Below are 25,550 nucleotides of genomic sequence, written 5' to 3'. Positions count from 1 at the left end.
GAACGATGCGAATTAAACCTGACGATAACTGGCGTTGGTATTACGATGAAGAGCACGATCGTATGATGCTCGATTTGGCCAATGGTATGTTGTTCCGTTCGCGGTTTGCACGTCGAATGTTGACGCCCGACGCCTTCTCACCTTCCGGATTCTGTGTTGACGATGCCGCGCTGTATTTCTCTTTTGAAGAAAAATGTCGCGATATCGAGTTATCTAAAGAGCAGCGCGCGGAATTAGTTCTCAACGCGCTGGTCGCCATTCGCTTCCTGAAACCGCAGATGCCAAAAAGCTGGCACTTCACAACGCATGAGGTCTCCTGGCAGCCCGCCACCGGCGATGCCGCCAGCGCCTGGCTCAGCGATAGCGGACAGCAGGTTAATCTGCTGGTGGTTGAACCGGGTGAAAATGCCGCGCTCTGTCTGTTGGCGCAGCCGGGCGTGACGGTCGCCGGGCGAGTCATGCAGCTGGGGGATGTGATTAAAATCATGAATGACAGGCTGCAACCGGCGCAGGGTATGACCAGCTACAGCCTGGGTCAGGCGGTCTAAAACGCGCTAAGGCGCCAGCCGTAAGGCCGTTTTCGGTATACAGCTACAGCACAGAATCGTACCATCGCCAGCGACCGCGTTTTTCTTCAACGGGCTGACCTCGCCTTCTTCCAGTCTGATGCGGCAGCTGCCGCAAATCCCAGCCCGACAAGAGTAGGGGATGCGAATGCCTTTTTGCTCCAGCTGCTCCAGCAATACCTGCTGATTATTGCCGCTAAACCGCTGCCCCTGCCATTCAATTTCAATGACCGCATCCGGCTGTGCGACAACCGCCGGCGTATCGTCGCTCTCGCCTGCGCCGTAGGCTTTTGCCGGGCCGCGAGTCAGCACTTCCACTTCATCGCCCACGCGCACGACGCCGCTGTTGCGGGCAATCAGGTTTTGCCCAAAATCGACATCGCCGTTATCCAGCGCGGTGCGGAACTGCTGCAGCGTGGCCAGCGGTTCACCGGAGGGATGCTTTTGCCCCCGTTCCGGACTGACGGTCGTCAGCACGCAGCGGCTACATGGTTTGGCGACATCAAAAACCACGTCACCAATGCGAATCACTTTCCAGGTATCCTCTTCCCAGGCCGCCGCGCCGGTCACCACCAGATTAGGGCGAAACTGCTCCATTCGCACGCTGGCCCGACAGCGTTGTTGCAGATCGCGCAGTGAGGCTTCGTTAGCCAGCAGATAGGGGAAACCATCGGCGAAGGTGAGTGGGACGGCATCATGGCGCTTCACCCGCCGGGTGAGGTGAGGGCCTAACCAGCGGAGCTGAACATCGCGGTTAAAGAAACCGCTGAGCCACTGGTTGACCGATGGCGGAGCAATCAGCGCGGTGAAGTGATTCCCCCATACCTCGGTAGGCGCACCCTGCGCTGAAAAATCGCTGAAGCGCACTATCGCGCTGCTGCCGTCTACCGCCGTCAGATGAATACCGTCGTGCAGCGGGGATGGCGTAAACTTCACCATCTGCGGAAACTGGCGGGCAGTAATAAAGGTGCCATCGGTTTCCGTCACCATAAAGGCGCGATCGAAGGCCAGGCCGCTGATATCGGCAAACGCGTGCGTCAGACCAATTCCACGCATGGATTTGACGGGATGAATAAAAAGTCGCGATAGCGTTATCATGCGCTGCCTCTGGGCTTAAAAATAAGCCTTTAACTTTATGACATGGGGCGCATATTGGCTATAATGCGCAACAATTTTCTTTTAGTAAAAGTGACGATATGAATTCTCTGTTTGCCAGTACGGCTCGTGGCCTTGAAGAGCTGTTAAAAACTGAACTGGAAGCACTTGGCGCGGTGGACTGCCAGGTTGTCCAGGGCGGGGTCCATTTTCAGGGGGATACGCGCCTGTTGTATCAAAGCCTGATGTGGAGCCGACTGGCTTCGCGCATCATGCTGCCGCTGGGCCAGTGTAGCGTGTATAGCGACCTGGATCTGTACCTCGGTGTGCAGGCCATTCCATGGACGGAGATTTTCACCCCTGACGCCACCTTCGCCGTCCATTTTAGCGGGCTGAACGATGAGATTCGCAACAGTCAGTACGGGGCGTTAAAGGTTAAAGATGCGATCGTCGATAGCTTCACGCGTAAAAATCTGCCGCGGCCAAACGTCGATCGTGAAAACCCCGATCTGCGGATTAATGTCTGGCTGAATAAAGAGACGGCGCACATTTCACTCGATCTCAGCGGCGAAGGTCTGCACCTGCGCGGCTACCGCGACGGCACCGGCATGGCGCCGATCAAAGAGACGCTAGCTTCGGCGATCGTCATGCGCTCTGGCTGGGTTCCGGGAACGCCGCTGCTCGATCCTATGTGCGGCTCCGGTACGCTGCTGATTGAAGCCGCTATGCTGGCGACCGACCGCGCACCGGGTCTGCATCGCGGTCACTGGGGCTTCAACGGCTGGCTGCAGCACGATGACGCGGTCTGGAAAGAGGTGAAGGCCGAAGCACAGACCCGCGCACGTAAAGGGCTGGCGGCCTATGAGTCGCGTTTCTATGGCTCTGATGTCGATGCCCGCGTCATTGAACGCGCGCGCAGCAACGCCCGTCGCGCGGGCGTCGGCGAACTGATTACATTTGAAGCGAAAGATGTTGCCCAACTCAGCAATCCGCTGCCAAAAGGCCCGTACGGGACCGTTATCAGCAACCCGCCGTACGGCGAACGTCTTGAAAGCGAGCCGGCGCTGATTGCCCTGCATAGCCTGCTTGGTCGGACGATGAAAACCCAGTTTGGCGGCTGGAATCTGTCGCTGTTCAGCGCTTCGCCGGAGCTTCTGAGCTGCCTGCAATTGCGTGCGGACAAGCAGTTTAAAGCCAAGAACGGCCCGCTGGACTGCGTACAGAAGAATTACCATCTGGCGGAAAACGACGGCAGCGGCGCGGTCTCCCTGGCGGAAGATTTCGCTAACCGCCTGCGCAAAAATCTGAAGAAATACGAGAAATGGGCGCGTCAGGAAGGGATCGAGTGTTACCGGCTGTATGATGCCGATCTGCCGGAGTATAACGTCGCGATCGACCGCTACGGCGAGTGGGTTGTGGTACAGGAGTATGCGCCGCCGAAAACGGTTGATGCGCATAAAGCGCGTCAGCGTCTGTTCGATATTATCGCCGCAACGATCTCCGTGCTTGGCATTGCGCCGAATAAGCTGGTGTTGAAAACCCGCGAGCGGCAGAAAGGGAAAAACCAGTATCAGAAAATGGCCGAGAAGGGCGATTTCCTCGAGGTTCAGGAGTATAACGCGCGTCTGTGGGTCAACCTGACCGACTATCTGGATACCGGTCTGTTCCTTGACCACCGTATTGCGCGTCGCATGCTGGGCCAGATGAGCAAAGGGAAAGACTTCCTCAACCTTTTCGCCTACACCGGCAGCGCCAGCGTTCATGCAGGCCTCGGCGGGGCGCGTTCAACGACCACCGTCGATATGTCGCGAACTTATCTCGAATGGGCCGAACGTAACTTGCGCCTCAACGGCTTAACCGGGCGCGCGCATCGCCTGATGCAGGCTGACGTGCTGGGCTGGCTGCGCGAGAGCGATGAGCAGTTCGATCTGATCTTTATCGATCCGCCGACGTTCTCTAACTCAAAACGCATGGAAGATGCCTTCGACGTGCAGCGCGACCACCTGCGTCTGATGACGGATCTCAAACGTCTGCTGCGTAAAGGCGGCACGATTATGTTCTCGAATAACAAACGCGGTTTCCGTATGGATCATGACGGGCTGGCGCAGCTGGGGCTGAAAGCGCAAGAAATTACCCAAAAAACGCTGTCTCAGGATTTCGCCCGTAACCGTCAGATCCACAACTGCTGGCTGATTACTGCAGCCTGAAAGGAATAAAGAATGTCATTAATTAGTATGCATGGTGCCTGGCTCTCCTTCAGCGACTCTCCGCTGCTGGATAATGCCGAGTTGCATATCGAAGATAACGAACGCGTCTGTCTGGTCGGGCGCAACGGCGCGGGCAAATCCACCCTGATGAAAATCCTTAACCGGGAGCAGGGGCTGGATGACGGGCGCATTATTTATGAGCTGGATCTGGTGGTCGCGCGACTGCAGCAGGATCCGCCGCGTAATGTGAGCGGAACCGTCTATGATTTCGTTGCCGAAGGCATCGCCGAGCAGGCGGCCTATCTCAAAGGCTATCACGATGTTTCGCAGTTGGTGATGACCGACCCGAGCGACAAGAACCTGAATGAACTGGCGCGTCTGCAGGAGCAGCTGGACAATTTAGGGCTGTGGCAGCTCGACAGCCGTATTAACGAAGTGCTGGAGCAGCTTAATCTCGATGCCAACGCCGAGCTCTCCTCGCTCTCCGGCGGCTGGCTGCGTAAAGCGGCTCTCGGCCGCGCCCTGGTCAGCGGGCCGCGCGTGCTGCTGCTCGATGAACCGACCAACCACCTGGATATTGAAACCATTGACTGGCTGGAAGGTTTCCTCAAGACCTTCAAAGGGACCATTATTTTCATCTCGCACGACCGTTCCTTTATTCGCAACATGGCGACGCGGATTGTCGATCTCGATCGCGGCAAGCTGGTGACCTACCCGGGGAACTACGATCAGTATCTGCTGGATAAAGAAGAAGCGCTGCGCGTGGAAGAGCTCCAGAATGCGGAATTCGATCGTAAGCTGGCGCAGGAAGAGGTGTGGATCCGTCAGGGGATCAAAGCGCGTCGTACCCGTAACGAAGGGCGTGTGCGGGCACTGAAAGCCATGCGCCGCGAACGTGGCGAGCGCCGTGAAGTGATGGGTAGCGCGAAGATGCAGGTCGAAGAGGCTGCTCGCTCGGGTAAGATTGTCTTCGAAATGGAGAACGTCAACTACCAGGTTGATGGCAAGGTCCTGATTAAGGATTTCAGCGCCCAGATCCAGCGCGGTGACAAAATTGCCCTGATTGGCCCGAACGGCTGTGGGAAAACCACGCTGCTGAAATTGATGCTTGGTCAGCTGAAAGCGGATAGCGGACGTATTCACGTCGGGACCAAGCTGGAAGTGGCCTACTTCGACCAGCACCGCGCGGAGCTTGACCCGGATAAAACGGTGATGGACAACCTTGCGGAAGGCAAGCAGGAAGTGATGGTCAACGGTAAGCCGCGCCACGTTCTGGGCTACCTGCAGGACTTCATGTTCCATCCGAAGCGCGCGATGACACCGGTGCGCGCGCTCTCCGGCGGTGAGCGTAACCGCCTGCTGCTGGCGCGTCTGTTCCTCAAGCCCAGCAACCTGCTGATCCTCGATGAACCGACCAACGATCTGGATGTCGAAACCCTCGAACTGCTGGAAGAGCTGGTGGACGGTTATCAGGGCACCGTGATGCTGGTCAGCCACGACCGTCAATTCGTCGATAATACCGTTACCGAGTGCTGGATCTTCGAAGGGGAAGGGCGCATCGGGCAATATGTCGGCGGCTATCACGACGCCCGCGGCCAGCAAGCGCAGTATCTGGCGCAAAAGCAGCAGATTAGCAAAAAAGCGGTAGAGGTTGCTCAACCGAAAGCAGAAAGTGTCAAACGAGCATCAGGCAAACTAAGCTATAACCTGCAGCGCGAACTGGAACAGTTGCCACAACGGCTCGAAGAACTGGAAACCCAACTGCAAACCCTGCAGGAACAGGTTGCCGATCCTTCTTTCTTTGGCCAGTCCCATGATCATACGCAGCAGGTGCTGGCGCAGCTGGCCGAGGCGGAACAGGCGCTGGAAACTGCCTTTGAACGCTGGGAATATCTCGAAGGATTAAAAAACGGCGCATAAGCTGAGGAGTTTTCATGTGCGATCATCATCATGCTGCGCGGCATATCCTGTGCCCACAATGTGATTTGCTGGTGGCTTTGCCGCAGCTGGAGCATCGCCAGAAAGCCGTGTGTCCGCGCTGCGGCACGACGCTGACAACTTCGTGGGACGCGCCCCGGCAGCGTCCTACAGCCTATGCGCTGGTGGCGTTGTTTATGCTGCTGTTGGCCAATCTGTTTCCCTTTGTGGATATGAAGGTGAGCGGTCTCAGCAGCGAAATCAAGCTGCTGGAAATCCCCGGCGTGCTGTTTAGCGAAGATTACGCCAGCCTCGGCACCTTCTTTTTACTCTTCGTACAGCTGGTGCCCGCTTTTTGTCTGGTCACCATTCTGCTGCTGGTCAACCGCATTCATATGCCGCGCGCGCTAAAGGCGTTTCTGGCGCGCATTCTGTTTCACCTTAAAACCTGGGGAATGGCGGAGATTTTCCTCGCCGGGGTGCTGGTGAGCTTCGTCAAGCTGATGGCATACGGTGATATCGGCGTCGGCTTAAGCTTTGTTCCCTGGTGTTTGTTCTGCATGCTGCAGCTGCGTGCGCTGCAGTGCGTAGACCGGCGCTGGTTGTGGGACGATATTGTCCCGATGCCGGCGGTGACGCAGCCGCTGAAGATCGGCGTGACGGGGATCCGCCAGGGGCTACGTTCATGTTCGTGCTGTACCGCGGTTTTGCCCGCTGATGAAGCCGTTTGTCCCCGCTGTCAGACAAAAGGTACCGCGCGACGCAAGCATAGCCTGCAGTGGACGCTGGCCCTGCTGCTGACCTCATGCGTCCTTTATCTGCCCGCCAATATCATGCCGATCATGATTACCGATTTACTGGGCGATAAATTGCCGTCAACGATCATGGCGGGGGTGATCCTGCTGTGGAGTGAAGGCTCGTACCCGGTGGCGCTGGTGATATTTATCGCCAGTATTATGGTGCCGACGCTGAAAATGCTCGCCATTGCCTGGCTGTGCTGGAACGCTAACGGTAATGGACAGCGCGACTCGGAGCGCATGCACCTGATTTACGAAATTGTGGAGTTTGTTGGCCGCTGGTCAATGATTGATGTTTTTGTCATCGCTGTGCTCTCGGCGCTGGTGCGCATGGGAGGGTTGATGAGTATCTATCCTGCGATAGGGGCGGTGATGTTTGCGCTCGTTGTTGTCATGACAATGTTCTCAGCCATGACCTTTGACCCTCGTTTGTTGTGGGACCGTGAACCAGATTCAAGCCATGAGGAAATGCAGCAGCATGGAAAATAAGAGCGGAGAAGCGAAAGTGCAAAAGGTGAAGAACTGGTCACCCGTGTGGATCTTCCCCATCGTCACTGTGCTAATCGGCGCGTGGATTCTTTTTTATCACTACAGCCATCAAGGGCCGGAAGTGACGCTGATCACCACCAACGCTGAAGGGATTGAAGGCGGGAAAACCCGGATTAAAAGCCGCAGCGTGGATGTGGGGGTCGTCGAGAGCGCCACGTTGACCGACGATCTGACCCACGTAGAGATTAAAGCCCGGCTGAACGCCGGCATGAAGAAACTGTTGCATGAAGATTCCGTTTTTTGGGTCGTCAAACCGCAGGTAGGACGTGAAGGGATCAGCGGACTCGGTACGCTGTTGTCCGGAGCATATATTGAACTGCAGCCGGGGACGAAAGGCGGGGAGCCCGCCCGTTTCCCGCTGCTGGACTCTCCGCCGCTGGCTTCGCCGGATGCAAAAGGGATCCGTATTCTGCTGGAGAGTAATAAAGCGGGTCAGCTGTCGCCTGGCGATCCGGTACTCTTCCGTGGCTATCGCGTTGGATCGGTGGAAACCAGCTCCTTTGATGCCCAAAAGCGCAGCATCACCTATCAGCTGTTTATCAATGCGCCCAACGATCGTCTGGTAACAACCAACGTCCGCTTCTGGAAAGACAGCGGTATTGCGGTCGATCTCTCCTCATCCGGGATGCGCGTGGAGATGGGATCGCTGGCGACCCTGTTCGGCGGCGGCGTCAGCTTTGATATCCCGGAAGGTCTGGATATGGGCGAGCCGGTGGCGAACAAAACGGGTTACCATCTGTTTGACGATCAGAAGAGCATTCAGGATTCCGTCTTTACCCAGCATATTGATTACGTCATGTTCTTTAAAGACTCGGTGCGCGGACTGCAGCCGGGGGCTCCGGTCGAGTTCCGTGGAATCCGCCTGGGTACCGTCGGTAAAGTGCCGTTCTTTATTCCAGGACTGTATCAGCACCTGAATGAAGACTATCGTATCCCGGTAGAGGTTCGTATTGAACCAGAACGGCTGATCAGTCAGCTCGGCGGCGATCCAAATATCCGTACGCATATTGATGATCTGATTAATCGTGGCCTGCGGGGATCGCTGAAAACAGGGAACCTGGTGACCGGTGCGCTGTATATCGATCTCGACTTCTATCCGAAGGCGCCTCCGCGCGGCAAGATTCAGGAGTTTGGATCCTATCCGATCATTCCAACAATCAGCGGTGGTCTGGCGCAGATCCAGCAGCGCCTGATGGAAGCGCTGGATAAGATTAACAACCTGCCGATAAATCCGCTGTTGGAACAAGCGACCACCACGCTGGCGCAAAGTGAAAAAACGATGCAGCATGTTCAGACCACGCTGGATAGCCTGAACAAGATAGCGGCAAGCCCGTCAATGCAGCAGCTTCCTGGCGATATGCAGAATACGCTGCGCGAACTGAACCGCAGTATGCAGGGCTTCCAGCCAGGCTCGGCGGCATACAATAAAATGGTGGCCGATATGCAGCGACTGGATCAGGTTCTTCGCGAACTGCAGCCGGTACTGAAAACGCTCAATGATAAGAGCAATGCGCTGGTATTCGAGGCCAAGGATAAGAAAGATCCTCAGCCGAAGGGAGCGAAATAATGAAAAAATGGCTAATTGTGGCTGCGGCCTGCGCGTTGGCGGCCTGCAGCAGTGGGGAAAATAAAACCTACTATCAGCTTCCGGTTGTACAAAGCGGCGCGCAAAGCGCCGCCCACCAGAGCAGAAATCTGCTGTGGGTTGAACAGGTCAGTATCCCGGATTATCTGGCGGGCAACGGGGTGGTCTATCAGACCAGTGACGTGCAGTATGTCATTGCCAATAACAATCTGTGGGCCAGCCCGCTCGATCAGCAGCTGCGTACGACGCTGGTGGCGAATCTGAGTGCTCAACTTCCGGGCTGGGTGGTTGCTTCACAGCCTCTGGGCAGCGAACAGGATACGCTCAACGTGGCGGTTAATGGTTTCCATGGCCGTTACGATGGCCGGGTCATTGTCAGCGGTGAGTGGTTGCTCAAGCATCAGGGGCAGCTGATTAAGCGTCCGTTCAATATTGAGCTTAAGCAGCAGCAGGATGGCTATGATGCGATGGTGAAGACCCTGGCTCAGGCCTGGTCTCAGGAAGCCACGGCAATTGCCAGCGAATTGAATCGCCTGCCATAAGCAAAATGAATGAAAATGAAGCGCCGCGGTGGTCTGAAAAACCCCGCGGTTTTTTTATTTGTCTCGTCAGATCGTTACTTGTGCCGGTTCACATTTTTTGTACAAATGAATTTTCATGTAGCTCACAATTATGACAATGGCGTGAATTTTGCGCATTGACGTTGCCTCTGATTCGCGGTATTCGTTAACCGTGGTTGCACGTTTAGTGACCACTGTTTTCTTTTCCACCAGATCAAATAATGAGGGAAACGAGGCATGAAGAGACAAAAACGAGATCGCCTGGAACGGGCACATCAACGTGGATACCAGGCCGGGATAACCGGAAGATCGAAAGAAATGTGTCCCTACCAGACCTTGAACCAAAGGTCCTACTGGCTAGGAGGCTGGCGAGAAGCCATGGAGGACAGGGTACAAACTGCCTGACTGTCTCTTTAAAAAAAGAAGCCTCCGCAGAGCGGGGGCTTCGCCTTTTTTAAGCATCGCTGCTTATCAGAATGCAGACGTATCCTGGAACAGACCGACTTTCAGATCGTTTGCGGTGTAGATCAGACGATCGTCAACCAGCACTTCACCATCCGCCAGGCCCATAATCAGACGACGGTTAACAACGCGTTTGAAGTGAATACGGTAAGTGACTTTCTTCGCAGTCGGCAGGACCTGGCCGGTGAATTTTACCTCGCCAACGCCCAGTGCGCGGCCTTTGCCTTCGCCGCCGAGCCAGCCCAGATAGAAACCAACCAGCTGCCACATGGCATCCAGTCCCAGACAGCCAGGCATAACCGGATCGCCGATAAAGTGGCAACCGAAGAACCACAGGTCCGGGTTAATATCGAGTTCTGCTTCAACATAACCTTTATCGTAGTTACCACCCGTCTCAGTCATTTTGATGACGCGGTCCATCATCAGCATATTCGGCGCGGGTAACTGTGGGCCTTTTGCGCCAAACAGTTCACCACGGCCAGAGGCAAGAAGGTCTTCTTTCGTATAGGATTCGCGTTTATCTACCATGTTTTCAGTAAGCCTTATTTTGAGTTCGGGACGCAGGATAGCTAACACGTGTAAGCTGAACAAGTCCGATCAGTTCGAACCTGAACCACCTAACCAGCGTAGCGGCCACGGAAAACGATGACGACTCTCTTGCTGCGTCGCCTGCGCGATCCGTTCCTGGATGGTTTGCCGTAAAGTTTGCCCTTCACCGTCCCAGAGCAGCTGGGTCAGAACAGGCAGCGCTTCCGTGACATCTTCCACCGCCCAGATGAAAAACTGCTCGTCAGCAACGGCCTGCCGGAGTTCTGCTGCCAGACTCAGGTGGCGGATATTTGCCGCGGGAATAATGACCCCTTGCTTACCGGTTAATCCGCGCTGCTGGCAAATGGTGAAAAAGCCTTCGATTTTCTCATTAAGGCCGCCTACCGGCTGCACGCGACCAAACTGATCGACGGAACCGGTAATGGCGATGCTCTGATTAATCGGTACGCCAGCGAGAGCGCTGATTAGCGCACATAGCTCGGCCATCGAGGCGCTGTCGCCGTCGACTTCACTGTAGGATTGTTCGAAGGTCAGCGAAGCCGTGAAGGGGAGCTGCTGTTCGAGTTCCAGCTCGGACATCAGGAACGCCTGCATGATCATCATGCCTTTGGCATGGATGTTGCCGCCCAGTTCCGCCTTACGTTCAACGTCAATGAACTCACCGTCGCCGATGTGTACCACGCAGCTGATGCGAGACGGTTCGCCAAACGGACGCGGATGTCCGGGGAATTCGATGACCGACAAGGCGTTAATCTGGCCGATGCATTCGCCTTCGGTTTCAATCATTATCTGTTCTTGCAGGATTTCGTCCTGAATCCGCTCGGCGAGATAGCCTTCACGCCACTCGCGGCGGGCCAGCATGGTTTGCATCTCTTCCGCGGTGATCTGCCCACCTTCGCAGAACGCCGCCGCTTCGCGTAGCTGGCGGGCTATCCAGAGCGGGCACAGCGGTAATGTCTCCTGATCGCCGGTATAACGCGCGGCTTCCTGAATCAACAGGGGCCAGGCGTCAGCGGCCACTCCCGGTAGTCCGAGCTGCTGCGCGTTTTTCCCTACCCACTGACACCACAGTTTGAGCGTATCCGCATCGGCAATCTGTATATTCTCTTCGTATTCGCTGTAAATCGCCTGAGCGGAGAGTTCGGGCTCCATCTCCTGGAAATCGGCCAATGAATCACGTTCCCCAACCAGAATCACTTTCAGGCTGAGCGCCATAGAGGGAATCGCGACCGGCAGAGGACGAGACTCGTCAATGGACAGCCAGTCAAAGCGCTGGCGGGTGACCATGCTTTTCAGACGCATCCAGAGCAGCGGCTGAGCGAGTAACGCGCGCAGAGAAATAATCAGTACGCCGCCATTGGCCCGGTGTACCAGTCCCGGCTGGAGAGTGATTTCGCCGTTAAATTGGCGCACGCAGCCAAAGAGCTGCTCCGCTTCTACCCAGTCGGCAGTTTCAACCGGCGCGGAGCTGGCAAAATTATCGTCGGCATCTTTAGCCGGGGTGAGGGTGACGTTGCCGCCATTGACCTGATAGCGCACACCGTAGAGCGGTGCGGCAGGCTCATGTAAGGTTCGCGTTTCCGTCGCCAGCCACTGCAGGTACTCCGGCTCTTCCGGGGCTTTCACCAGCATGAATGGCGAGATGGTCGGAGTCACCAGAAGTTGCTCCAGACCATAGAATAAACGGGGCTGCAGTTCGCCGGAGAGGCCATCTTCTGCCTGGGCTAAATCGGCTTGTGCAAACAGCGCCTGATAACTTTCCGTATCAGGAGCGAGGTCGTTTCGGGTAAGTTTCGTAATGGTCAAAGTCGCTGTTTTTTAGTCAGATGTAAAACGCGCGATTATACCTTATGCTGCGTCTGAGCACACGGGGGATTGCGTTTGCCGTGATGATTACCGGGCTACCTGCATCACGAATGATGATTTATTCTCAGCACATTGGGAAAAAACTGATATCCTGAAATGAGTTACACGGTCACATTGAGATCGCAATGAAATATCAACAACTGGAAAATCTTGAAAGCGGCTGGAAATGGAAATATCTGGTAAAAAAGCACCGGGAAGGTGAGCTGATTACCCGCTACATTGAAGCCAGCGCAGCGAAAGCCGCGGTCGATGTCTTACTGACGCTCGAAAATGAACCTGTTCTGGTGCATACCTGGATTGAGCAGCATATGAATCCGGAGTTAATGAACCGGATGAAGCAGACAATCCGCGCGCGTCGGAAACGGCACTTCAACGCTGAGCATCTGCACACGCGCAAAAAGTCGATCGATCTGGAGTTTATCGTCTGGCAGCGACTGGCGGGACTCGCGCAGCGGCGTGGAAAAACCCTGTCTGAAACCATCGTACAGTTGATTGAAGACGCCGAGCATAAAGAGAAGTACGCCAGTAAAATGTCCAGCCTGAAGCACGATCTACAGGTGCTGTTGGGGAAAGAGTAGCTGCAAAGGACAGGGCAGGACGACAGTACCGGGCAGACTGTGTGTTGATACCAGAATTTAGCCCAAAAAAAACCCCGCCAAAGCGGGGTTTTTTATCGGTAGTTAAACTTAAGCCTGCGGCTGAGTTACTACGTCTTTGTAACCTTTAACTTCGATCTCTACGCGACGATCTGGGCCCAGGCAGTCGATCAGTGCAGCGCGAGCTTTCACGTTGTCACAGGTATTGCCGGTAACCGGGTTGGATTCACCCATGCCACGTGCGGAGATTTTGCCAGCCGGGATACCTTTAGACACCAGGTAATCAACAACGGACTGAGCACGTTTCTCAGACAGCTGCTGGTTGTAAGCGTCAGAACCGATACGGTCGGTGTAGCCCAGAACCACTGCAGAACCGTCTTTCGGATCCATGTTGCTCAGCTGAGTGTACAGCTGATCCAGTGCCTGCTGACCTTCCGGTTTCAGGGTAGATTTGTTGAAGTTGAACAGAACGTCAGACTTCAGAGTGAAGTGCTTAGTAGTCACTTCCGGAGCCGGTGCCGGTGCCGGAGCAACAACCGGAGCTGCTTCTTCCTGACCGAAACGGTAAGAAACACCCAGGCTCAGCATGCCGTTGTCAGGACGCGCGCCAACGGTACCTGCGTCACCGATGTTGTTAACCCACTGGTATTCCAGACGGGTAGCGATGTCACGAGTAACAGCCCACTCTAAACCACCAGCAAATACCGGGGATACGCCAGTGTCGTGTTCGCTGCGGGAAACGCCGGTAGAACCGTAGTTGCCGTCAGCATCTGCACGCCAGACCATACCACCCAGACGGGTATAGATATCCAGATCGTCAGTGATCGGGTAACCCAGTTTAGCAGTCAGCTGAACGCCCTGAGCTTTGAAAGCGCCGTTGTCTACGCTGCCTTTATATGCAACGCGACCCAGCCAATCGTAACCCATTTCAAAACCCAGGTACGGGTTTACCTGATAACCACCGAACGCACCAGCACCGAGCTGGCTGTTGTGGGTTGGGCCATTGTTGTTCTGGAAACCGTTACCGTAGAAACCGGTATCGTGAAACTGGGACCAGCCCAGTTTACCACCTGCATACCAGGTGTTATCTTTCGGTGCGGCCTGCGCTACGGTAGCGAAGCCAGCCAGTGCCACTGCAATCGCGATAGCTGTCTTTTTCATTTTTTGCGCCTCATTATCATCCAAAATTCGCCATGAAGTTACAAAAGACCTCACGGTTAAATCCTTCACCCGGGGCGTGACTTGTTGTTAACTATGCTGATACATGCAGCGTAAGCCGATCACCCCTGGCGATGTAAAGTCTACAACTTAGTTCGAAACTTACAAGTGTGAACTCCGTCAGGCATATGAAAAAAAAGGGTTGTGTACACAAGATTTAACAAATATGGTTAATTTTTGTTCGCCAAATAAAGCCGCGAAACCGCATCAGACAGGCATTCCGGTACAAATCACCCTGTTCAGAAAATGGTATTGTTGTAAGCAAAAAAAATTCTAGGATTAATCCTAATTTGGCTTAATGGTACAAATTCGAGTGAATTTTTAGCCCGCTGAGTTGTCTCCCAGCCGGGTTCGTATTTCCAACCGGCCGCATGATAAACCCCATTGCATGTCCTTCTTGTGCGGCGATGACCAGACGTTCGTGCTCTTCTGCCGTCAGTTCATCTGTCAGCCAGCCAATCACCACACTGTAATTCCCTGTGCGCAGCGCGCGGATCATCGAATCGACGGTGTTGAAAGGGGAGAGCTGATTAATCTGCATAACCTTCGACAGCGGTAATCCGGAAGACTGAACCCATTCGCGACTCAATTTCTGCTTCGGCGTGAGCCAGAGCTGCCAGCGAGACTGCTGGCCAAGCTGCTGTAATAAAGGTAGCAGGAGTAATTGCGTCATCATAGGTTGATCTTCACGGTAGACAATTTCACTGATCAGCCCGCTGGCCGGTTGTTCGACGACGTCATGTGAAGGGCGACGTACTGAAGCAGAAGTCAGTGATGAACGATTTGCGTAAGCTGAAGTAAACATAGTCTATCCCGCCTGTGGGTTACTGTATGAATATACAGTATATCCAGCAGGGGAAAAGATCAACCTCATTTATCACTTCATTGGTTGAAAATTGTACATGATTTTTGTCGCTTCCGCGTCAGACCTTCCTGGTGGGGAGAGTGGAGAGGTCGATACTTCTCGGCAATGGTTATGGCAGGGACCAGATCGTCTGGTCCATCGCTATATTCATATCTCTCAAATTTTTCACCCTGCTCGCCAAACTATTCACTTGTATTTCAGTGCGCGGGGCTTGCGTATTTATTCCTTATATATCGGGTATTCCCGGCAGACAGTTTTCTGAAAGCACCTCGCAAAATGATGATTAAATGTTGAACAGTGTAAAAATCATCTTGCTGCAATATACGAAGTCACTTACTTTCTATATTAACGGATCCGTTCACAAATAATATTCTATTTACATGATTAACAAAGGAATAATCATGAAGAAAATTTCATCTTTACGGTTCCATCAACTCCAGGAATGTTTATCTCCACTCGGCAAAATAAGCTGTCGCCCGCTCTTTGGGGGCTATAGCCTTGCCATAGACGATACCGTTTTTGCCATGGTTGCCGAGGGCGAAATCTATCTTAAAATTTGTGAGCAGAGCGCGGAATATCGCGTTGTGCATGCTACCCCTCTTTTGACGATGCGGAAAAATGGTCGCCCGGTATTACTGAAATATTATCAGGTTGACGAGACTCTCTGGGGGGATAGCAAAACGCTTTTCAATCTATCGGCGTCCTCATTACAAAGTGCACGTAATGAAAAGCACCGACAGCGCGCGTCCGGAAGATTAAAAGATCTCCCGAACATCAGTTTTCACATGGAGCTGCTGTTGATTAACGCGGGCGTGAGCGATGAAAACATGCTCCGTCAGTTTGGGGCAGAGAAAGTCTGGCTGAAATTGCGCGAGTCAAATAAAGCCCTCACCCTGAATGTTCTCTATGCGCTGGAAGGCGCGATTGCCGGCGTGCATTCCGCAGCGCTCCCGACGCAGCGGCGTCAGGAGCTTAAGGTTTGGGCCGACAGCCAGCACAAGAGTATCGATGCTTACTCGGGTTGAACCGCAACCTGTTTTTGCAACCTGCAGATTTCCGGTAACAGCGCCAGCAGCAGACCAATTTGCTGAAGCACCAGCGGCTCTTTGCTGTCAGCCCGGGGCTCAAGATGTTGGATCCGGGTCTGCAGACTATTAAGCGCCTGCTGCACCCGCTGCTCGTCGGCAGGCGTGTGGTGCAGCGCATCATCCACGTAGCAGACGGCATCATCAAGCAGGGCGAGAATTTCCGCCGTCGTGAGTTTTTCCCGGTGCGCGCCGAGTGCGGAAATATAGCTGGTAAAGGTATGGTTCAGGCAAAGTAAACGGAATGCCGTTTCGCGCATGGCTGAGTTTGCCCGCGGTTCCGTCGACAGGTTTGATACCACAGATGCCAGTTCGCCATCCCGGCTATGGGCATCGCGGCGGGCAACGCGATAGGCCAGGCGGTTATCGCGTCCCTGGTGATATTGCTCGAGAATGGCATCGAGGTATCGGCAGTTGGCGTTGATAGCCTGGTCCAGCACCCGCGGCAAATTGCGGAACTTCCAGTCTGGCCAGATAAAGCTCACGGCCGCCCAGGCGATCGCACAGCCAATCAGCGTGTCGAAAATACGCGGTAGCGCGACCTCGAAACCTTCACCTAGCAGGTTAAAACACAGCAGAACCAGCAGGGTGATGAACATTGTCGCGTGGGCATACTGTACGTTGCGAAAAGCAAAAAACAGCACGCCGGTCAGGACAATGAGCAGCAGCTGGCCTTCAACAGATGGCACGAGCAGTAATATCGGCAGGCCTATGGCCACCCCAACCAGGGTACCGATAATCCTCAGCGCGAGCCGATGACGGGTGGCGTTATAGTTCGGCTGGCAGACAAACAGGCTGGTCAGGAGTATCCAGTATCCGTGGTCTAAGCCGGTGAACTGGATAAACGCATAGCCGGTACAGAGGACCAGTGACATCCTGACCGCATGACGGAACAGCGCCGATTCTGGCGACATGTTGCGGCGCAGCCGCAGCCAAATATCGCTGAAACTGTTAAGTCCATCGTCCGCGAGCAGGTTTTCGGTCGCGCTGTTTGCCGGGGCACTGGTTTGCGCCGATTCAATTGTTGCCAGCTGAGCATCGATCGCACGGAGATTGTTAAGCAGAAAGCCCAGCGCTTTCATCTGTTCAGCCGGAGCGCCGCTGGCGTGTACGCGGTCGAGGGCGGCATCAAGGTGCATAAATGCCCGCTCGAAATGGGCATCGTGCTGGTAAGGTTCGCGTAAAAGAATCGCGCGGGATAATTTCTGGCATGCCTGCGCCTGCATCGACAGCATGCGCTGGAAGCGGAACATTACATCGCTATAGCGAAAATGATCGCGTAGCGTTTGGTACTGAATGTGTGATGAACTGGCGCGCTCGTGAATATCCTGAGCAACAAAGTAGTATTGTAACGTGCGGCGGGTGCCGCGCTGGCCACGGTCGCCGCGCAGACGCGTCAGCAGAGAGGCCTTGGTCTGATTGAGCGTCGTCACCAGTTGACCATTGGCAATGGCTAAATCATACAGCGGCGCCTGGCTCTCATCCTCAATATCCGGGTCAAACAGACGGGATTTGAGCTCAAGGTAATGCGCCAGCTGTTCATAGCTGCGCGCAAGATTATCCTGCAGGGGGCGAATCGGGAAAATCAGGTGTCCGCAGAGGGTCAGCAGGTTGTACCAGACCGCACCGGTCAGCAGAAAGCACGGCTGCAGATACCAGCGATCGTAGAGCGTTACGCCCAGCATGGTATAAATGGCGATCAGCAAGGCGCCAAATGCGATAGTGGCATAACGCTGTCCCAGACCGCCGAGCAAAATAAATCCGGTGGTCGATACGGTTAACCCAAGCGCAAACAGCCAGGGCCAGGGGAACAGTAGCTCCACCGAGGCGGAAGCAATAAAAAAACACACCAGCGTGATGGCCAGATTGCGCAACCGGCCGGCCAGACGATCGTCGAGGTCGGTCAATGCCGCGGCCACCACGCCCAGCGTCAGGGGAATGGTCAGTTTGACTTCGCCAAGCCACCATGGAACGGCGGTTGTGCCGCAGAGTGCGATAAAAATCCTGGCGTTATACAGCCAGGCACTGTTCCATGTATAACGGCGTAGCAAGGGGCTAAGCATGGTCGTGTTCCGTCCGGTTACTGAAAGCGACGACGCGCATTTGCTTCACGCGCGGCACGAGCCGTTTCGACGGAAACCACTCTACGTCCCACCGGCCATAATGCAATGGCGGCAATTTTAAAATTAGCAATACCGACCGGGATGCCAATGATGGTCAGGCATTGGGCGATACCGCTGAAAATATGCATCAGGCACAGCCACCAGCCAAAAAAGATAAACCACAAAATATTCAGAATCGTACCACCGGCATTCAGCAGGCTATTTTTGCCTTGCGGTTCAAGTTCATCGACATGAATGGCTTCATTCCCGTAAGGCAGCAGGGAGAGTCGGGTAATTTCCCAGCATGAGCGAGTTAATGGCAAGGTGAAGATCAGGATGATGCTGACCAGGGTTGCCAGCAGCCAGCCCAGCGTGGTGGCGAAACCGCCAAGGATAAAGTTCAAAATATTCAGAATGGTACGCATAAACCCTCAGTTCAGTCCTGGAGATAATAAGACCTGACCATTGTAACGTTTTTTACGCTGGAGCACCTGGTCGCTGGCGGTTAAACTTAAAAACATCCAACCTGATTGAAATTCGGCATGATATGGAACTTAAAGCGACAACATTGGGCAAACGTATGGCACAGCATCCCTACGACCGGGTGCAACTGCTTAACGCGGGAGTAAAAGTCTCGGGTGATAACCATGAGTATCTTATCCCTTTCAATCAGTTATTGTCAGTTCAATGTAAGCGCGGCCTGGTCTGGGGCGAACTGGAGTTCGTTTTACCGGACAGCAAAGTCGTGCGTTTACACGGCACCGAGTGGAATGAAACGCAGCGTTTTTATCATCATCTGAATACCCTCTGGCAGCAGTGGAGCGCGGAAATGAGCGGTATTGCCGCCGGTGTTCTCCAGCAGCAGCTGGAGGAGGTTGCCCGCGCCAGCGCCGAAGGCAAGTGGCTAACCCGTCAGCAGGTTACTGATATTCAGGTGAAGATTCGTCGTGCGTTGACCGGTCTGCCGATGCCGACCAGCCGTCTTGACGCTTTCGAGAACTGTCGTGAGCTGTGGCGGCAGTGCCAAAGCTGGCTGGCTGATACCGAAGAGGCCCGGCTGGCTCATAATCAGGCTTTTACCGAATCGATGCTCGAGCAGTATCACGGATTTTTTGCCAGCGTCGAAACTTCTCCGCTGAATCCCGCGCAGGCGCGGGCGGTGGTCAACGGCGAGCGCGCTTTGTTGGTGCTTGCCGGGGCCGGAAGCGGCAAAACCTCCGTGCTGGTGGCGCGAGCCGGGTGGTTATTAACGCGGGGAGAAGCCGCCGCCGATCAGATTCTGCTGCTGGCATTTGGCCGCCAGGCGGCGCAGGAAATGGATGAGCGTATTCGTGAACGTCTGGGTTCAGAAGAGATCGCGGCTCGTACCTTTCACTCTCTGGCATTACATATTATTCAGCAGGGCAGCAAAAAAGTGCCGACCATCAGCAAGCTGGAGAGCGACAGCACGGCCCGCCAGACCTTGCTGCTGAAAAACTGGCGCCAGCAGTGCCAGGAGAAAAAAGCGCAGGCCAAGGGGTGGCGGCAGTGGCTGGAGGAAGAGATGGGCTGGCAGGTGCCGGACGGCGAATTCTGGCAGGATAAAAAAATCCAGCGGCGAATGGCCAGTCGCCTCGATCGCTGGGTTAGCCTGATGCGCATGCACGGGGGATCGCAGGCGGAGATGATCGCCGGCGCGCCGGAAGAGGTGCGCGACCTGTTCGGCAAGCGCGTTAAGCTGATGGCGCCGCTGTTAAAAGCGTGGAAAACGGCGCTGAAAGACGAAGGCGCGGTCGATTTTTCCGGGCTGATACATCAGGCGATTAATATTCTGGATAAAGGGCGCTTCGTCAGCCCGTGGAAACATATTCTGGTCGACGAGTTTCAGGATATCTCGCCGCAGCGCGCCGCCTTGCTTGCTGCGCTGCGTCGGCAGAACACGCAGGCGACGTTATTTGCCGTTGGCGATGACTGGCAGGCTATCTATCGCTTCAGCGGGGCTCAACTCTCTTTGACCACCGCATTCAATCACTATTTTGGCGAAGGCGATTGCTGTGCGCTGGATACCACCTACCGGTTTAACGGGCGTATTGGGGAGGTGGCGAACGGTTTTATACAACAAAACCCGCATCAGTTGAGTAAACCATTGAACAGCCTGACGACCGGAGACAAGAAAGCCGTGACGCTGCTGGCGGACGATAAGCTCGACGATCTCCTCGATAAACTCAGCGGCTATGCGAAACCGGACCAGCGGATTTTATTGCTGGCGCGCTATCATCATTTGAAACCCGAGGCGCTGGAAAAAGCGGCGACGCGCTGGCCGCATCTGCAGCTCGATTTTATGACCATTCATGCCAGTAAAGGCCAGCAGGCGGATTATGTCATTGTGTTGGGGCTGCAGGAGGGGGACGATGCGTTTCCGGCCCCGGCGCGCGAATCCATTATGGAGCAGGCGCTACTGCCGCAGCCGGAGGATTTTCCGGATGCGGAAGAGCGGCGCTTGCTCTATGTCGCTATTACGCGTGCGCGGCTTCGCGTCTGGCTGTTGTTCAACAAAGCGCGGCCTTCGCCGTTTGTCGAAATGTTAGAAGATCTGGATGTGCCGGTGGCGAGAAAACCGTAAGTGCCGGCGGGCGGGCCGCCGGCCGGGATTACTTCAGACGGTCGGCGAGGTAACGTTGATAATCCGGGATCAGAATATCGAGAGGTTCGGCGAAATTCGGCGACAGAATAATAAAGTCGGCCGTTGAGGCATTGGTGGCTACAGGGATGTTCCACACCGTAGCCAGGCGCAGCAGTGCCTTGACGTCCGGGTCGTGCGGCACGGCGTTGAGCGGATCCCAGAAGAAAATCAGCACATCGATTTTACCTTCCGAGATCAGCGCGCCGACCTGCTGATCGCCACCCATCGGTCCGCTCAGCATCGCGTTAACCTCCAGCCCGGTTGCGCGGGAGATAAGGTTACCGGTGGTGCCGGTTGCATAGAGTTCGTGCTGGGCCAGCAGCGGCTGGTGGCGCGCAACCCATTTCATCAGCATATCTTTACAGTGATCGTGAGCAACCAGCGCGATATGTTTGCGTGCGGGTAACGTACGTGTCGTCAGTTCCATATTTTCATTCCACATTTTGACCTGCAGACAGATTACTGGAAGTGACTGCTGCTGCAAGTGTCCGGGTGAAAATTTTTGACGCATCCGTAAGTTAGGATGAATGGCTCGTTCAGTCGGATTAGCATACACTTGGGCTAAAGAGTGGAGGATAAAATGAAAGAGAACGATATCGCAGGCATTCTCACCTCAACCCAGACGATTGCGCTGGTGGGGGCGAGTGACAAACCGGATCGCCCAAGTTATCGGGTGATGAAATACCTTCTTGAACAGGGCTATCACGTTATCCCCGTTTCGCCGAAAGTTGCTGGTACCACGCTGATGGGGCAGAAAGGTTACGCCACCCTTGGCGATGTACCGGAAAAAGTGGATATGGTCGATGTCTTCCGCAACTCCGATGCGGCGCTGGCCGTTGCTCAGGAGGCTATCGCAATTGGTGCGAAAACGCTGTGGCTGCAGCTGGGAGTGATTAACGAACAGGCGGCGGTACTGGCGCGCGAGGCTGGGCTGAATGTGGTGATGGATCGCTGCCCGGCGATTGAAATACCGCGCTTAGGGCTGGCGAAGTAAATAAAAAACCCCGCAATAGCGGGGTTTTTTTACATCAGTTACGTAGCCGCGGGGCCTGCAGCTGTCGGCGAATCGTTCTGGCCAGCTCGTCCATCGACGGCTGTTCCGGATGTTCATCGCTGGCTTCACCGCTCAGCTGCGCTTCCGCAAGATAAGTGTGGATCGGCTGGCCGTCCTCATCTTCCATGACCACATGATACCAGGGCGAGGCGCGCAGTTCGTCATTGGCTGCAATTTCATCCTCTTCCGGCTCGGCGAGCGAGTATACCGGATCGATATCAACAACCACGCCGAGGTAGCCTAATAGCGTATGGCGAACCTGCTGGCCGATACCGAATTTGCTGGCAATCATAGGCACCTCCTGGGAAACGTTATTACCTGCTATATGCGGGCAATGTTCCGCTTTTCAAGTTACATGATGCGACAGGCAAACCCTTTCAGATACAGCCCTTCCGGGTAGGTTGCAATCACCGGGTGATCGGCAGCCTGACGGAACTGTTCTATAAATTGTACATCACGTCCGGCATCAATTGCGGCATCGGCAATGATTTTCTGAAATAAATCGGTCGCCATCAGACCCGAGCAGGAGAAGGTCAGCAGGATGCCGCCGGGATTCAAGAGCTGAATCGCCAACATATTGATATCTTTATAACCACGGCAGGCGCCCATCAGCTGGTTTTTATTCTCGACGAACTTCGGCGGATCCATGACGATAACGTCAAACGTCTCCCCCTGATCGCGATATTTACGCAGCAGTTTAAAGACGTCGTCGCGAACAAATTCCGCTCTGGAAAGATCCAGCTTGTTCAGCTCTACGTTTTGTTTCGCAACGTCCAGCGCCTCCTGGGAGGTATCGACGCTAATAACCTGGCGGCAGCCGCCCATCAGGGCGGAAACAGCGAAACCACCGGTATAGGAGAAACAGTTAAGAACGCGCTTGTCGGCGACATAGCGGCGGGTCGCCAGACGGCTATCGCGCTGGTCGAGGTAGTAACCGGTTTTGTGGCCGCCCTGAATGTCGACCAGCAGCTGCATACCGTGCTCGGTAATCGGCAGCAGGGCCGGCGGCAGTTCGCCGACAATCGGACCTTGCGCCAGCTCCAGCCCCTCTTTTTTACGCACCGCGACGTCGCTGCGATCGTAGATAGAGCAGTTCGGGAACAGCGTTTGCAACGCGCTGATGATGGCGGCACGCTGGTATTCAGCACCGGCGCTCAGCAGCTGCAGGACGAAGAAGTGACCAAAGCGATCGATGGTCACGCCCGGCAGACCGTCGGATTCACCGGCGATCAGACGATAGCTGTCAAGGCCATCGCGAGCCGCCAGCCATTCGCGCCAGGTCTGCGCCTGCTGCAGGCGACGCTCGAAAAAGGCGTTATCGATAGCTTCATTGCGATCGAAGCTCCAGACGCGAGCGCGGATCTGCGAAGAGGGCGAATACGCGCCGCGGGCCAGCCATTTCCCTTGCGAATCAACGATATCGATGGTCTCACCGGAGCGAGCTTTACCTTCCATCCGGGCGACGGCGCCGGAGAAAATCCACGGATGGCGACGCAGCAGGGATTTCTCGCGTCCTTTGGTTAACACTAAGCGGGGGAAAATGGAATCTGTCATGGAGCTACCTTTAAGCAACGGGAATGTCGGCACCGAAAAATGGCGCGTAGGTTAGCACAAGTGACCGGCGCAAGCATCATTCCACCTGCGCCGACAGGTGAGCGTTTCGGCACAAAACGCAGGCGCTTTGGCACAATAAAAACCTTCCCGCGATCTTACAGTGATTCCTCACCCAACGGAGGAAAATACGATGAAAACAGGATCCCGGTTAGCGGCAATCTTAATTGCGGTTATCAGTACCAGCGCGGCAGCGGCGCCATTTCGCGTCACCAGCAGCGACATGCGCGAAGGGGATAGCCTGGCGGCATCCCAACAGTTTAATGGTTTTGGCTGTCGCGGGGGGAATGTCTCGCCCCAGCTGGTCTGGGAACATGCGCCGACGGGCACCCGCAGTTTTGCGGTGACCGCCTACGACCCGGATGCCCCCAGCGGAAGCGGGTGGTGGCACTGGACGGTTGTGAACATACCGTCGACGGTTTCCAGCCTGGCGACTGGTGCCGGAGATAAAAACAACGCTAAACTGCCTGCAGGTGCCGTGCAGGGGCGAAATGACTTCGGCTATGCGGGCTTTGGCGGAGCGTGTCCTCCGCCCGGGGATAAGCCTCATCATTACCACTTTACGGTATGGGCGCTGAATACGCCGACTTTACCGATTGATGCACAGGCCAGCGGCGCGTTGGTGGGCTTTATGCTGCGCAGCCATGCTATCGCCAGCGCCCGGCTGACAGCCATGTCAGGACGCTAAACGACAGACAGAGAGCTCAAATGCGGAATATTCACTTTCAGCATAACGCGTTATCGGCGGCAGAAATCACCTCCCGGCGATTATATAAACTGCACCGCGTCAGGCTTTTTTCGCCTGCGCTGTGTCGGGTCAATCGTGGAAGTAAAATCATCGTGCAGGGGGCCAGTCAGATGCAGGTCACCCCGCAGCAGCTGATTATTTTGCCCGCCGACCTTGAGCTTGAGGTCATTAATCAGCCGGACAATGGGCTATTTTGTTCCGACCTGCTCTCGTTGACCGCAGACCTGCTCGCGGATTTTAAAGCACGTTACATGAGCGAGCCGCCGCCCGGCCGGCTGACATCACTATGCGCGCCGATGACCCCGGAGCTGTCGTTTATGTGGCAGAACGTGTTGCAAGCGGTGCGAGGGGGACTCTCGACGGAGCTGCAGCATCACCAGGCGATGGGGCTGCTGCTGGCATTGCAGCAGGCGGGATATGCCGGACCGCTATTAAACGAAAGACAGCAGGATCTGACCGGCCAGGTACGGCAAATTATCATGCTGTCGCCGGCGGAAGCGTGGAGCGTTCCTCGGGTGGCCAGGATGTTGTTTCTGGGGGAGTCGACGCTGCGCCGCCGTTTACAGCAGGAATCGCAAAGTTTTCGCCTGATCGTTGAAGAGGTTCGTATGGCGTACGCCTTAGGCCAGCTGCAGTCAACGTCGCTGCCTATAGGTGAGATCGCACTCAACAGCGGCTATCAGTCCGGGTCACGCTTTACCGCGCGTTTTCGTCAACACTATGGCCTGTTGCCGAAGCATGTGCGCTGACGAGAATTTGCTATTCTGTGCATCAGGGCAGGCCAAAAAAGGAGTGTAACGATGGCGACAATCTGCACAATGGCATGGGTATATGGCTCGGTTCAGGGCGTGGGGTTTCGCTACTCGACGCAGCGGGAGGCGCTACGCCTTGGGCTGACGGGCTATGCACGTAATCTTGATGATGGCAGCGTGGAGGTGCTGGCCTGCGGGGAAGAAGACCAGGTTGCGGCACTTATCGCCTGGCTAAATGCCGGCGGGCCGCGCAGTGCGCGGGTTGACAGGGTCAATACTGAGCCTCATCAACCCACCAGAGAGTGGCAAAAATTTGCCATCCTCTATTAGATGCATTTCACCGGTTTAGGCAGGCCGGCAATTTTGGTGGCCTGTTTAGCCGGTCCTTTCGGGAACAGGCGATAGAGATAGCGGCTGTTGCCTTTCTCTTCGCCAAACTTATTCGCCATCGCCTTTACTAACATGCGAATGGCGGGCGATGTGTTGAATTCCAGATAAAATTCGCGCACAAAACGCACCACTTCCCAGTGTTCAACGGAAAGCGTAATGCCCTCCTGCCCGGCGATAACTTCCGCCATGGCTTCGTTCCACTGTGTCGTCTCTTTCAGATAGCCTTCGCTATCGGTCTCAATTTCGTTGCCTTCAAAGATAAACATAATTCTTCACATACCGTTCAGACTGGCCGCAGTGTAGCAAAAAATAAG

At 55.0% G+C, this 25,550-nt stretch carries 25 protein-coding genes; 14 read left to right on the top strand and 11 right to left on the bottom strand.

Annotated features, from left to right (window positions below):
- Positions 1–5 precede the first annotated feature (5 nt).
- A complete protein-coding gene (zapC, locus tag ROR01S_RS20250) occupies positions 6–548 on the top strand; it encodes a cell division protein ZapC (RefSeq protein WP_004860132.1) in 543 nt (180 codons plus the stop codon).
- Positions 549–554: 6 nt separating this feature from the next.
- On the opposite strand, the gene ROR01S_RS20245 is transcribed toward zapC, so the two are convergent.
- Positions 555–1,664 carry a YcbX family protein gene (locus tag ROR01S_RS20245; RefSeq protein WP_004860135.1) on the bottom strand — a complete coding sequence of 370 codons (1,110 nt, stop codon included), beginning with the start codon at positions 1,662–1,664 and terminating at the stop codon, positions 555–557.
- 98 nt (positions 1,665–1,762) lie between these two features.
- Here ROR01S_RS20245 and rlmKL point away from each other — a divergent pair, with 98 nt between their 5' ends.
- The 6 genes from rlmKL to rmf all read left to right on the top strand — a co-directional run bounded on the left by rlmKL (position 1,763) and on the right by rmf (position 9,681).
- Positions 1,763–3,868: a bifunctional 23S rRNA (guanine(2069)-N(7))-methyltransferase RlmK/23S rRNA (guanine(2445)-N(2))-methyltransferase RlmL gene (rlmKL, locus tag ROR01S_RS20240; protein WP_015584713.1), complete on the top strand. Its 2,106-nt coding sequence runs from the start codon at positions 1,763–1,765 to the stop codon at positions 3,866–3,868.
- A gap of 12 nt (positions 3,869–3,880) precedes the next feature.
- Positions 3,881–5,788, top strand: a complete 1,908-nt coding sequence (locus ROR01S_RS20235) for an ABC transporter ATP-binding protein (protein WP_004860139.1) — start codon at positions 3,881–3,883, stop codon at positions 5,786–5,788.
- Positions 5,789–5,802: 14 nt separating this feature from the next.
- Positions 5,803–7,071, top strand: coding sequence for a membrane integrity-associated transporter subunit PqiA (pqiA, locus tag ROR01S_RS20230; RefSeq protein ID WP_064359831.1), 1,269 nt, complete (start codon positions 5,803–5,805; stop codon positions 7,069–7,071).
- The gene (gene pqiB / locus ROR01S_RS20225) at positions 7,061–8,698 is read left to right on the top strand and encodes an intermembrane transport protein PqiB (RefSeq protein ID WP_004860144.1); all 1,638 of its coding nucleotides are present in this window, start codon (positions 7,061–7,063) and stop codon (positions 8,696–8,698) included. Before pqiA ends, pqiB begins: the two co-directional genes overlap by 11 nt.
- Complete coding sequence (pqiC, locus tag ROR01S_RS20220; RefSeq protein WP_004860145.1) at positions 8,698–9,258, top strand: membrane integrity-associated transporter subunit PqiC; 561 nt, start codon at positions 8,698–8,700, stop codon at positions 9,256–9,258. Before pqiB ends, pqiC begins: the two co-directional genes overlap by 1 nt.
- A gap of 255 nt (positions 9,259–9,513) precedes the next feature.
- Positions 9,514–9,681 (top strand): ribosome modulation factor, encoded by a 168-nt coding sequence (rmf, locus tag ROR01S_RS26450; protein ID WP_004871568.1) that lies wholly within the window; start codon positions 9,514–9,516, stop codon positions 9,679–9,681.
- A gap of 66 nt (positions 9,682–9,747) precedes the next feature.
- Here the strand turns inward: rmf and fabA are convergent, their stop codons facing one another.
- Together fabA and ROR01S_RS20210 are read right to left on the bottom strand one after the other, a co-directional pair.
- Positions 9,748–10,266 (bottom strand): bifunctional 3-hydroxydecanoyl-ACP dehydratase/trans-2-decenoyl-ACP isomerase, encoded by a 519-nt coding sequence (gene fabA / locus ROR01S_RS20215; protein WP_004860150.1) that lies wholly within the window; start codon positions 10,264–10,266, stop codon positions 9,748–9,750.
- A gap of 69 nt (positions 10,267–10,335) precedes the next feature.
- On the bottom strand, positions 10,336–12,093 hold the full coding sequence (locus ROR01S_RS20210) for an AAA family ATPase (protein ID WP_004860153.1): 1,758 nt from the start codon (positions 12,091–12,093) through the stop codon (positions 10,336–10,338).
- A 185-nt stretch (positions 12,094–12,278) separates the two neighbouring features.
- Between ROR01S_RS20210 and matP the strand changes: the two genes are divergently transcribed.
- Positions 12,279–12,731, top strand: coding sequence for a macrodomain Ter protein MatP (gene matP / locus ROR01S_RS20205; RefSeq protein WP_004860155.1), 453 nt, complete (start codon positions 12,279–12,281; stop codon positions 12,729–12,731).
- 108 nt (positions 12,732–12,839) lie between these two features.
- Here matP and ompA read toward each other — a convergent pair whose 3' ends face one another.
- Together ompA and sulA are read right to left on the bottom strand one after the other, a co-directional pair.
- Positions 12,840–13,910, bottom strand: a complete 1,071-nt coding sequence (gene ompA, locus ROR01S_RS20200) for a porin OmpA (RefSeq protein WP_004860157.1) — start codon at positions 13,908–13,910, stop codon at positions 12,840–12,842.
- A 352-nt stretch (positions 13,911–14,262) separates the two neighbouring features.
- Complete coding sequence (gene sulA, locus ROR01S_RS20195; protein WP_004860159.1) at positions 14,263–14,772, bottom strand: SOS-induced cell division inhibitor SulA; 510 nt, start codon at positions 14,770–14,772, stop codon at positions 14,263–14,265.
- A gap of 461 nt (positions 14,773–15,233) precedes the next feature.
- Between sulA and ROR01S_RS20190 the strand changes: the two genes are divergently transcribed.
- Positions 15,234–15,857 (top strand): TfoX/Sxy family DNA transformation protein, encoded by a 624-nt coding sequence (locus ROR01S_RS20190; RefSeq protein WP_004860161.1) that lies wholly within the window; start codon positions 15,234–15,236, stop codon positions 15,855–15,857.
- Here ROR01S_RS20190 and yccS read toward each other — a convergent pair.
- Positions 15,845–17,980, bottom strand: coding sequence for a YccS family putative transporter (yccS, locus tag ROR01S_RS20185; RefSeq protein WP_004860163.1), 2,136 nt, complete (start codon positions 17,978–17,980; stop codon positions 15,845–15,847). The genes ROR01S_RS20190 and yccS overlap by 13 nt on opposite strands.
- A 17-nt stretch (positions 17,981–17,997) precedes the next feature.
- Positions 17,998–18,444: a YccF domain-containing protein gene (locus ROR01S_RS20180; RefSeq protein ID WP_004860167.1), complete on the bottom strand. Its 447-nt coding sequence runs from the start codon at positions 18,442–18,444 to the stop codon at positions 17,998–18,000.
- A gap of 122 nt (positions 18,445–18,566) precedes the next feature.
- On the opposite strand from ROR01S_RS20180, the gene helD reads away from it, so the two are divergent.
- Positions 18,567–20,621 carry a DNA helicase IV gene (helD, locus tag ROR01S_RS20175; protein ID WP_032717632.1) on the top strand — a complete coding sequence of 685 codons (2,055 nt, stop codon included), beginning with the start codon at positions 18,567–18,569 and terminating at the stop codon, positions 20,619–20,621.
- A gap of 28 nt (positions 20,622–20,649) precedes the next feature.
- Here the strand turns inward: helD and mgsA are convergent, their stop codons facing one another.
- Positions 20,650–21,108 carry a methylglyoxal synthase gene (gene mgsA / locus ROR01S_RS20170; protein ID WP_015584710.1) on the bottom strand — a complete coding sequence of 153 codons (459 nt, stop codon included), beginning with the start codon at positions 21,106–21,108 and terminating at the stop codon, positions 20,650–20,652.
- A 153-nt stretch (positions 21,109–21,261) separates the two neighbouring features.
- Here mgsA and ROR01S_RS20165 point away from each other — a divergent pair, with 153 nt between their 5' ends.
- A complete protein-coding gene (locus ROR01S_RS20165; RefSeq protein WP_004860175.1) occupies positions 21,262–21,675 on the top strand; it encodes a CoA-binding protein in 414 nt (137 codons plus the stop codon).
- A 34-nt stretch (positions 21,676–21,709) separates the two neighbouring features.
- Here ROR01S_RS20165 and hspQ read toward each other — a convergent pair whose 3' ends face one another.
- Together hspQ and rlmI are read right to left on the bottom strand one after the other, a co-directional pair.
- Positions 21,710–22,027, bottom strand: a complete 318-nt coding sequence (gene hspQ, locus ROR01S_RS20160) for a heat shock protein HspQ (RefSeq protein WP_004860177.1) — start codon at positions 22,025–22,027, stop codon at positions 21,710–21,712.
- A gap of 59 nt (positions 22,028–22,086) precedes the next feature.
- Positions 22,087–23,289: a 23S rRNA (cytosine(1962)-C(5))-methyltransferase RlmI gene (gene rlmI, locus ROR01S_RS20155; RefSeq protein ID WP_032717634.1), complete on the bottom strand. Its 1,203-nt coding sequence runs from the start codon at positions 23,287–23,289 to the stop codon at positions 22,087–22,089.
- Positions 23,290–23,479: 190 nt separating this feature from the next.
- On the opposite strand from rlmI, the gene ROR01S_RS20150 reads away from it, so the two are divergent.
- Genes ROR01S_RS20150 through yccX form a run of 3 tightly spaced genes read left to right on the top strand, consistent with a single transcriptional unit; the run spans position 23,480 to position 25,176 of the window.
- Positions 23,480–24,034: a kinase inhibitor gene (locus ROR01S_RS20150; RefSeq protein ID WP_044349120.1), complete on the top strand. Its 555-nt coding sequence runs from the start codon at positions 23,480–23,482 to the stop codon at positions 24,032–24,034.
- 20 nt (positions 24,035–24,054) lie between these two features.
- Complete coding sequence (locus tag ROR01S_RS20145; RefSeq protein ID WP_004860184.1) at positions 24,055–24,843, top strand: helix-turn-helix transcriptional regulator; 789 nt, start codon at positions 24,055–24,057, stop codon at positions 24,841–24,843.
- Positions 24,844–24,894: 51 nt separating this feature from the next.
- Positions 24,895–25,176, top strand: coding sequence for an acylphosphatase (gene yccX / locus ROR01S_RS20140; RefSeq protein WP_015584708.1), 282 nt, complete (start codon positions 24,895–24,897; stop codon positions 25,174–25,176).
- On the opposite strand, the gene tusE is transcribed toward yccX, so the two are convergent.
- Positions 25,173–25,502 (bottom strand): sulfurtransferase TusE, encoded by a 330-nt coding sequence (gene tusE, locus ROR01S_RS20135; RefSeq protein WP_004860187.1) that lies wholly within the window; start codon positions 25,500–25,502, stop codon positions 25,173–25,175. The genes yccX and tusE overlap by 4 nt on opposite strands.
- Between the last annotated feature and the right edge of the window lie 48 nt (positions 25,503–25,550).

It is taken from the genome of Klebsiella ornithinolytica NBRC 105727 = ATCC 31898, from assembly GCF_001598295.1.
In the GTDB taxonomy this organism is placed as follows: Bacteria; Pseudomonadota; Gammaproteobacteria; order Enterobacterales; family Enterobacteriaceae; genus Klebsiella; species Klebsiella ornithinolytica.
Note: the sequence above shows the minus strand (reverse complement) of the source record. Positions and strands in the feature narration are given on the sequence as shown.

Bases quoted from the DNA above. Each gene is read 5' to 3' on its own strand.
- mgsA (WP_015584710.1), bottom strand. From the start codon at position 21,108: ATGGAACTGACGACACGTACGTTACCCGCACGCAAACATATCGCGCTG.
- rmf (WP_004871568.1), top strand. From the start codon at position 9,514: ATGAAGAGACAAAAACGAGATCGCCTGGAACGGGCACATCAACGTGGA.
- rlmI (WP_032717634.1), bottom strand. From the start codon at position 23,289: ATGACAGATTCCATTTTCCCCCGCTTAGTGTTAACCAAAGGACGCGAG.
- yccS (WP_004860163.1), bottom strand. From the start codon at position 17,980: ATGCTTAGCCCCTTGCTACGCCGTTATACATGGAACAGTGCCTGGCTG.
- ROR01S_RS20165 (WP_004860175.1), top strand. From the start codon at position 21,262: ATGAAAGAGAACGATATCGCAGGCATTCTCACCTCAACCCAGACGATT.
- ROR01S_RS20245 (WP_004860135.1), bottom strand. From the start codon at position 1,664: ATGATAACGCTATCGCGACTTTTTATTCATCCCGTCAAATCCATGCGT.
- zapC (WP_004860132.1), top strand. From the start codon at position 6: ATGCGAATTAAACCTGACGATAACTGGCGTTGGTATTACGATGAAGAG.
- ROR01S_RS20190 (WP_004860161.1), top strand. From the start codon at position 15,234: ATGAAGAAAATTTCATCTTTACGGTTCCATCAACTCCAGGAATGTTTA.
- hspQ (WP_004860177.1), bottom strand. From the start codon at position 22,027: ATGATTGCCAGCAAATTCGGTATCGGCCAGCAGGTTCGCCATACGCTA.
- tusE (WP_004860187.1), bottom strand. From the start codon at position 25,502: ATGTTTATCTTTGAAGGCAACGAAATTGAGACCGATAGCGAAGGCTAT.
- sulA (WP_004860159.1), bottom strand. From the start codon at position 14,772: ATGTTTACTTCAGCTTACGCAAATCGTTCATCACTGACTTCTGCTTCA.
- ROR01S_RS20145 (WP_004860184.1), top strand. From the start codon at position 24,055: ATGCGGAATATTCACTTTCAGCATAACGCGTTATCGGCGGCAGAAATC.
- ROR01S_RS20180 (WP_004860167.1), bottom strand. From the start codon at position 18,444: ATGCGTACCATTCTGAATATTTTGAACTTTATCCTTGGCGGTTTCGCC.
- pqiA (WP_064359831.1), top strand. From the start codon at position 5,803: ATGTGCGATCATCATCATGCTGCGCGGCATATCCTGTGCCCACAATGT.
- pqiB (WP_004860144.1), top strand. From the start codon at position 7,061: ATGGAAAATAAGAGCGGAGAAGCGAAAGTGCAAAAGGTGAAGAACTGG.
- yccX (WP_015584708.1), top strand. From the start codon at position 24,895: ATGGCGACAATCTGCACAATGGCATGGGTATATGGCTCGGTTCAGGGC.
- fabA (WP_004860150.1), bottom strand. From the start codon at position 10,266: ATGGTAGATAAACGCGAATCCTATACGAAAGAAGACCTTCTTGCCTCT.
- ompA (WP_004860157.1), bottom strand. From the start codon at position 13,910: ATGAAAAAGACAGCTATCGCGATTGCAGTGGCACTGGCTGGCTTCGCT.
- rlmKL (WP_015584713.1), top strand. From the start codon at position 1,763: ATGAATTCTCTGTTTGCCAGTACGGCTCGTGGCCTTGAAGAGCTGTTA.
- pqiC (WP_004860145.1), top strand. From the start codon at position 8,698: ATGAAAAAATGGCTAATTGTGGCTGCGGCCTGCGCGTTGGCGGCCTGC.
- helD (WP_032717632.1), top strand. From the start codon at position 18,567: ATGGAACTTAAAGCGACAACATTGGGCAAACGTATGGCACAGCATCCC.
- ROR01S_RS20235 (WP_004860139.1), top strand. From the start codon at position 3,881: ATGTCATTAATTAGTATGCATGGTGCCTGGCTCTCCTTCAGCGACTCT.
- matP (WP_004860155.1), top strand. From the start codon at position 12,279: ATGAAATATCAACAACTGGAAAATCTTGAAAGCGGCTGGAAATGGAAA.
- ROR01S_RS20150 (WP_044349120.1), top strand. From the start codon at position 23,480: ATGAAAACAGGATCCCGGTTAGCGGCAATCTTAATTGCGGTTATCAGT.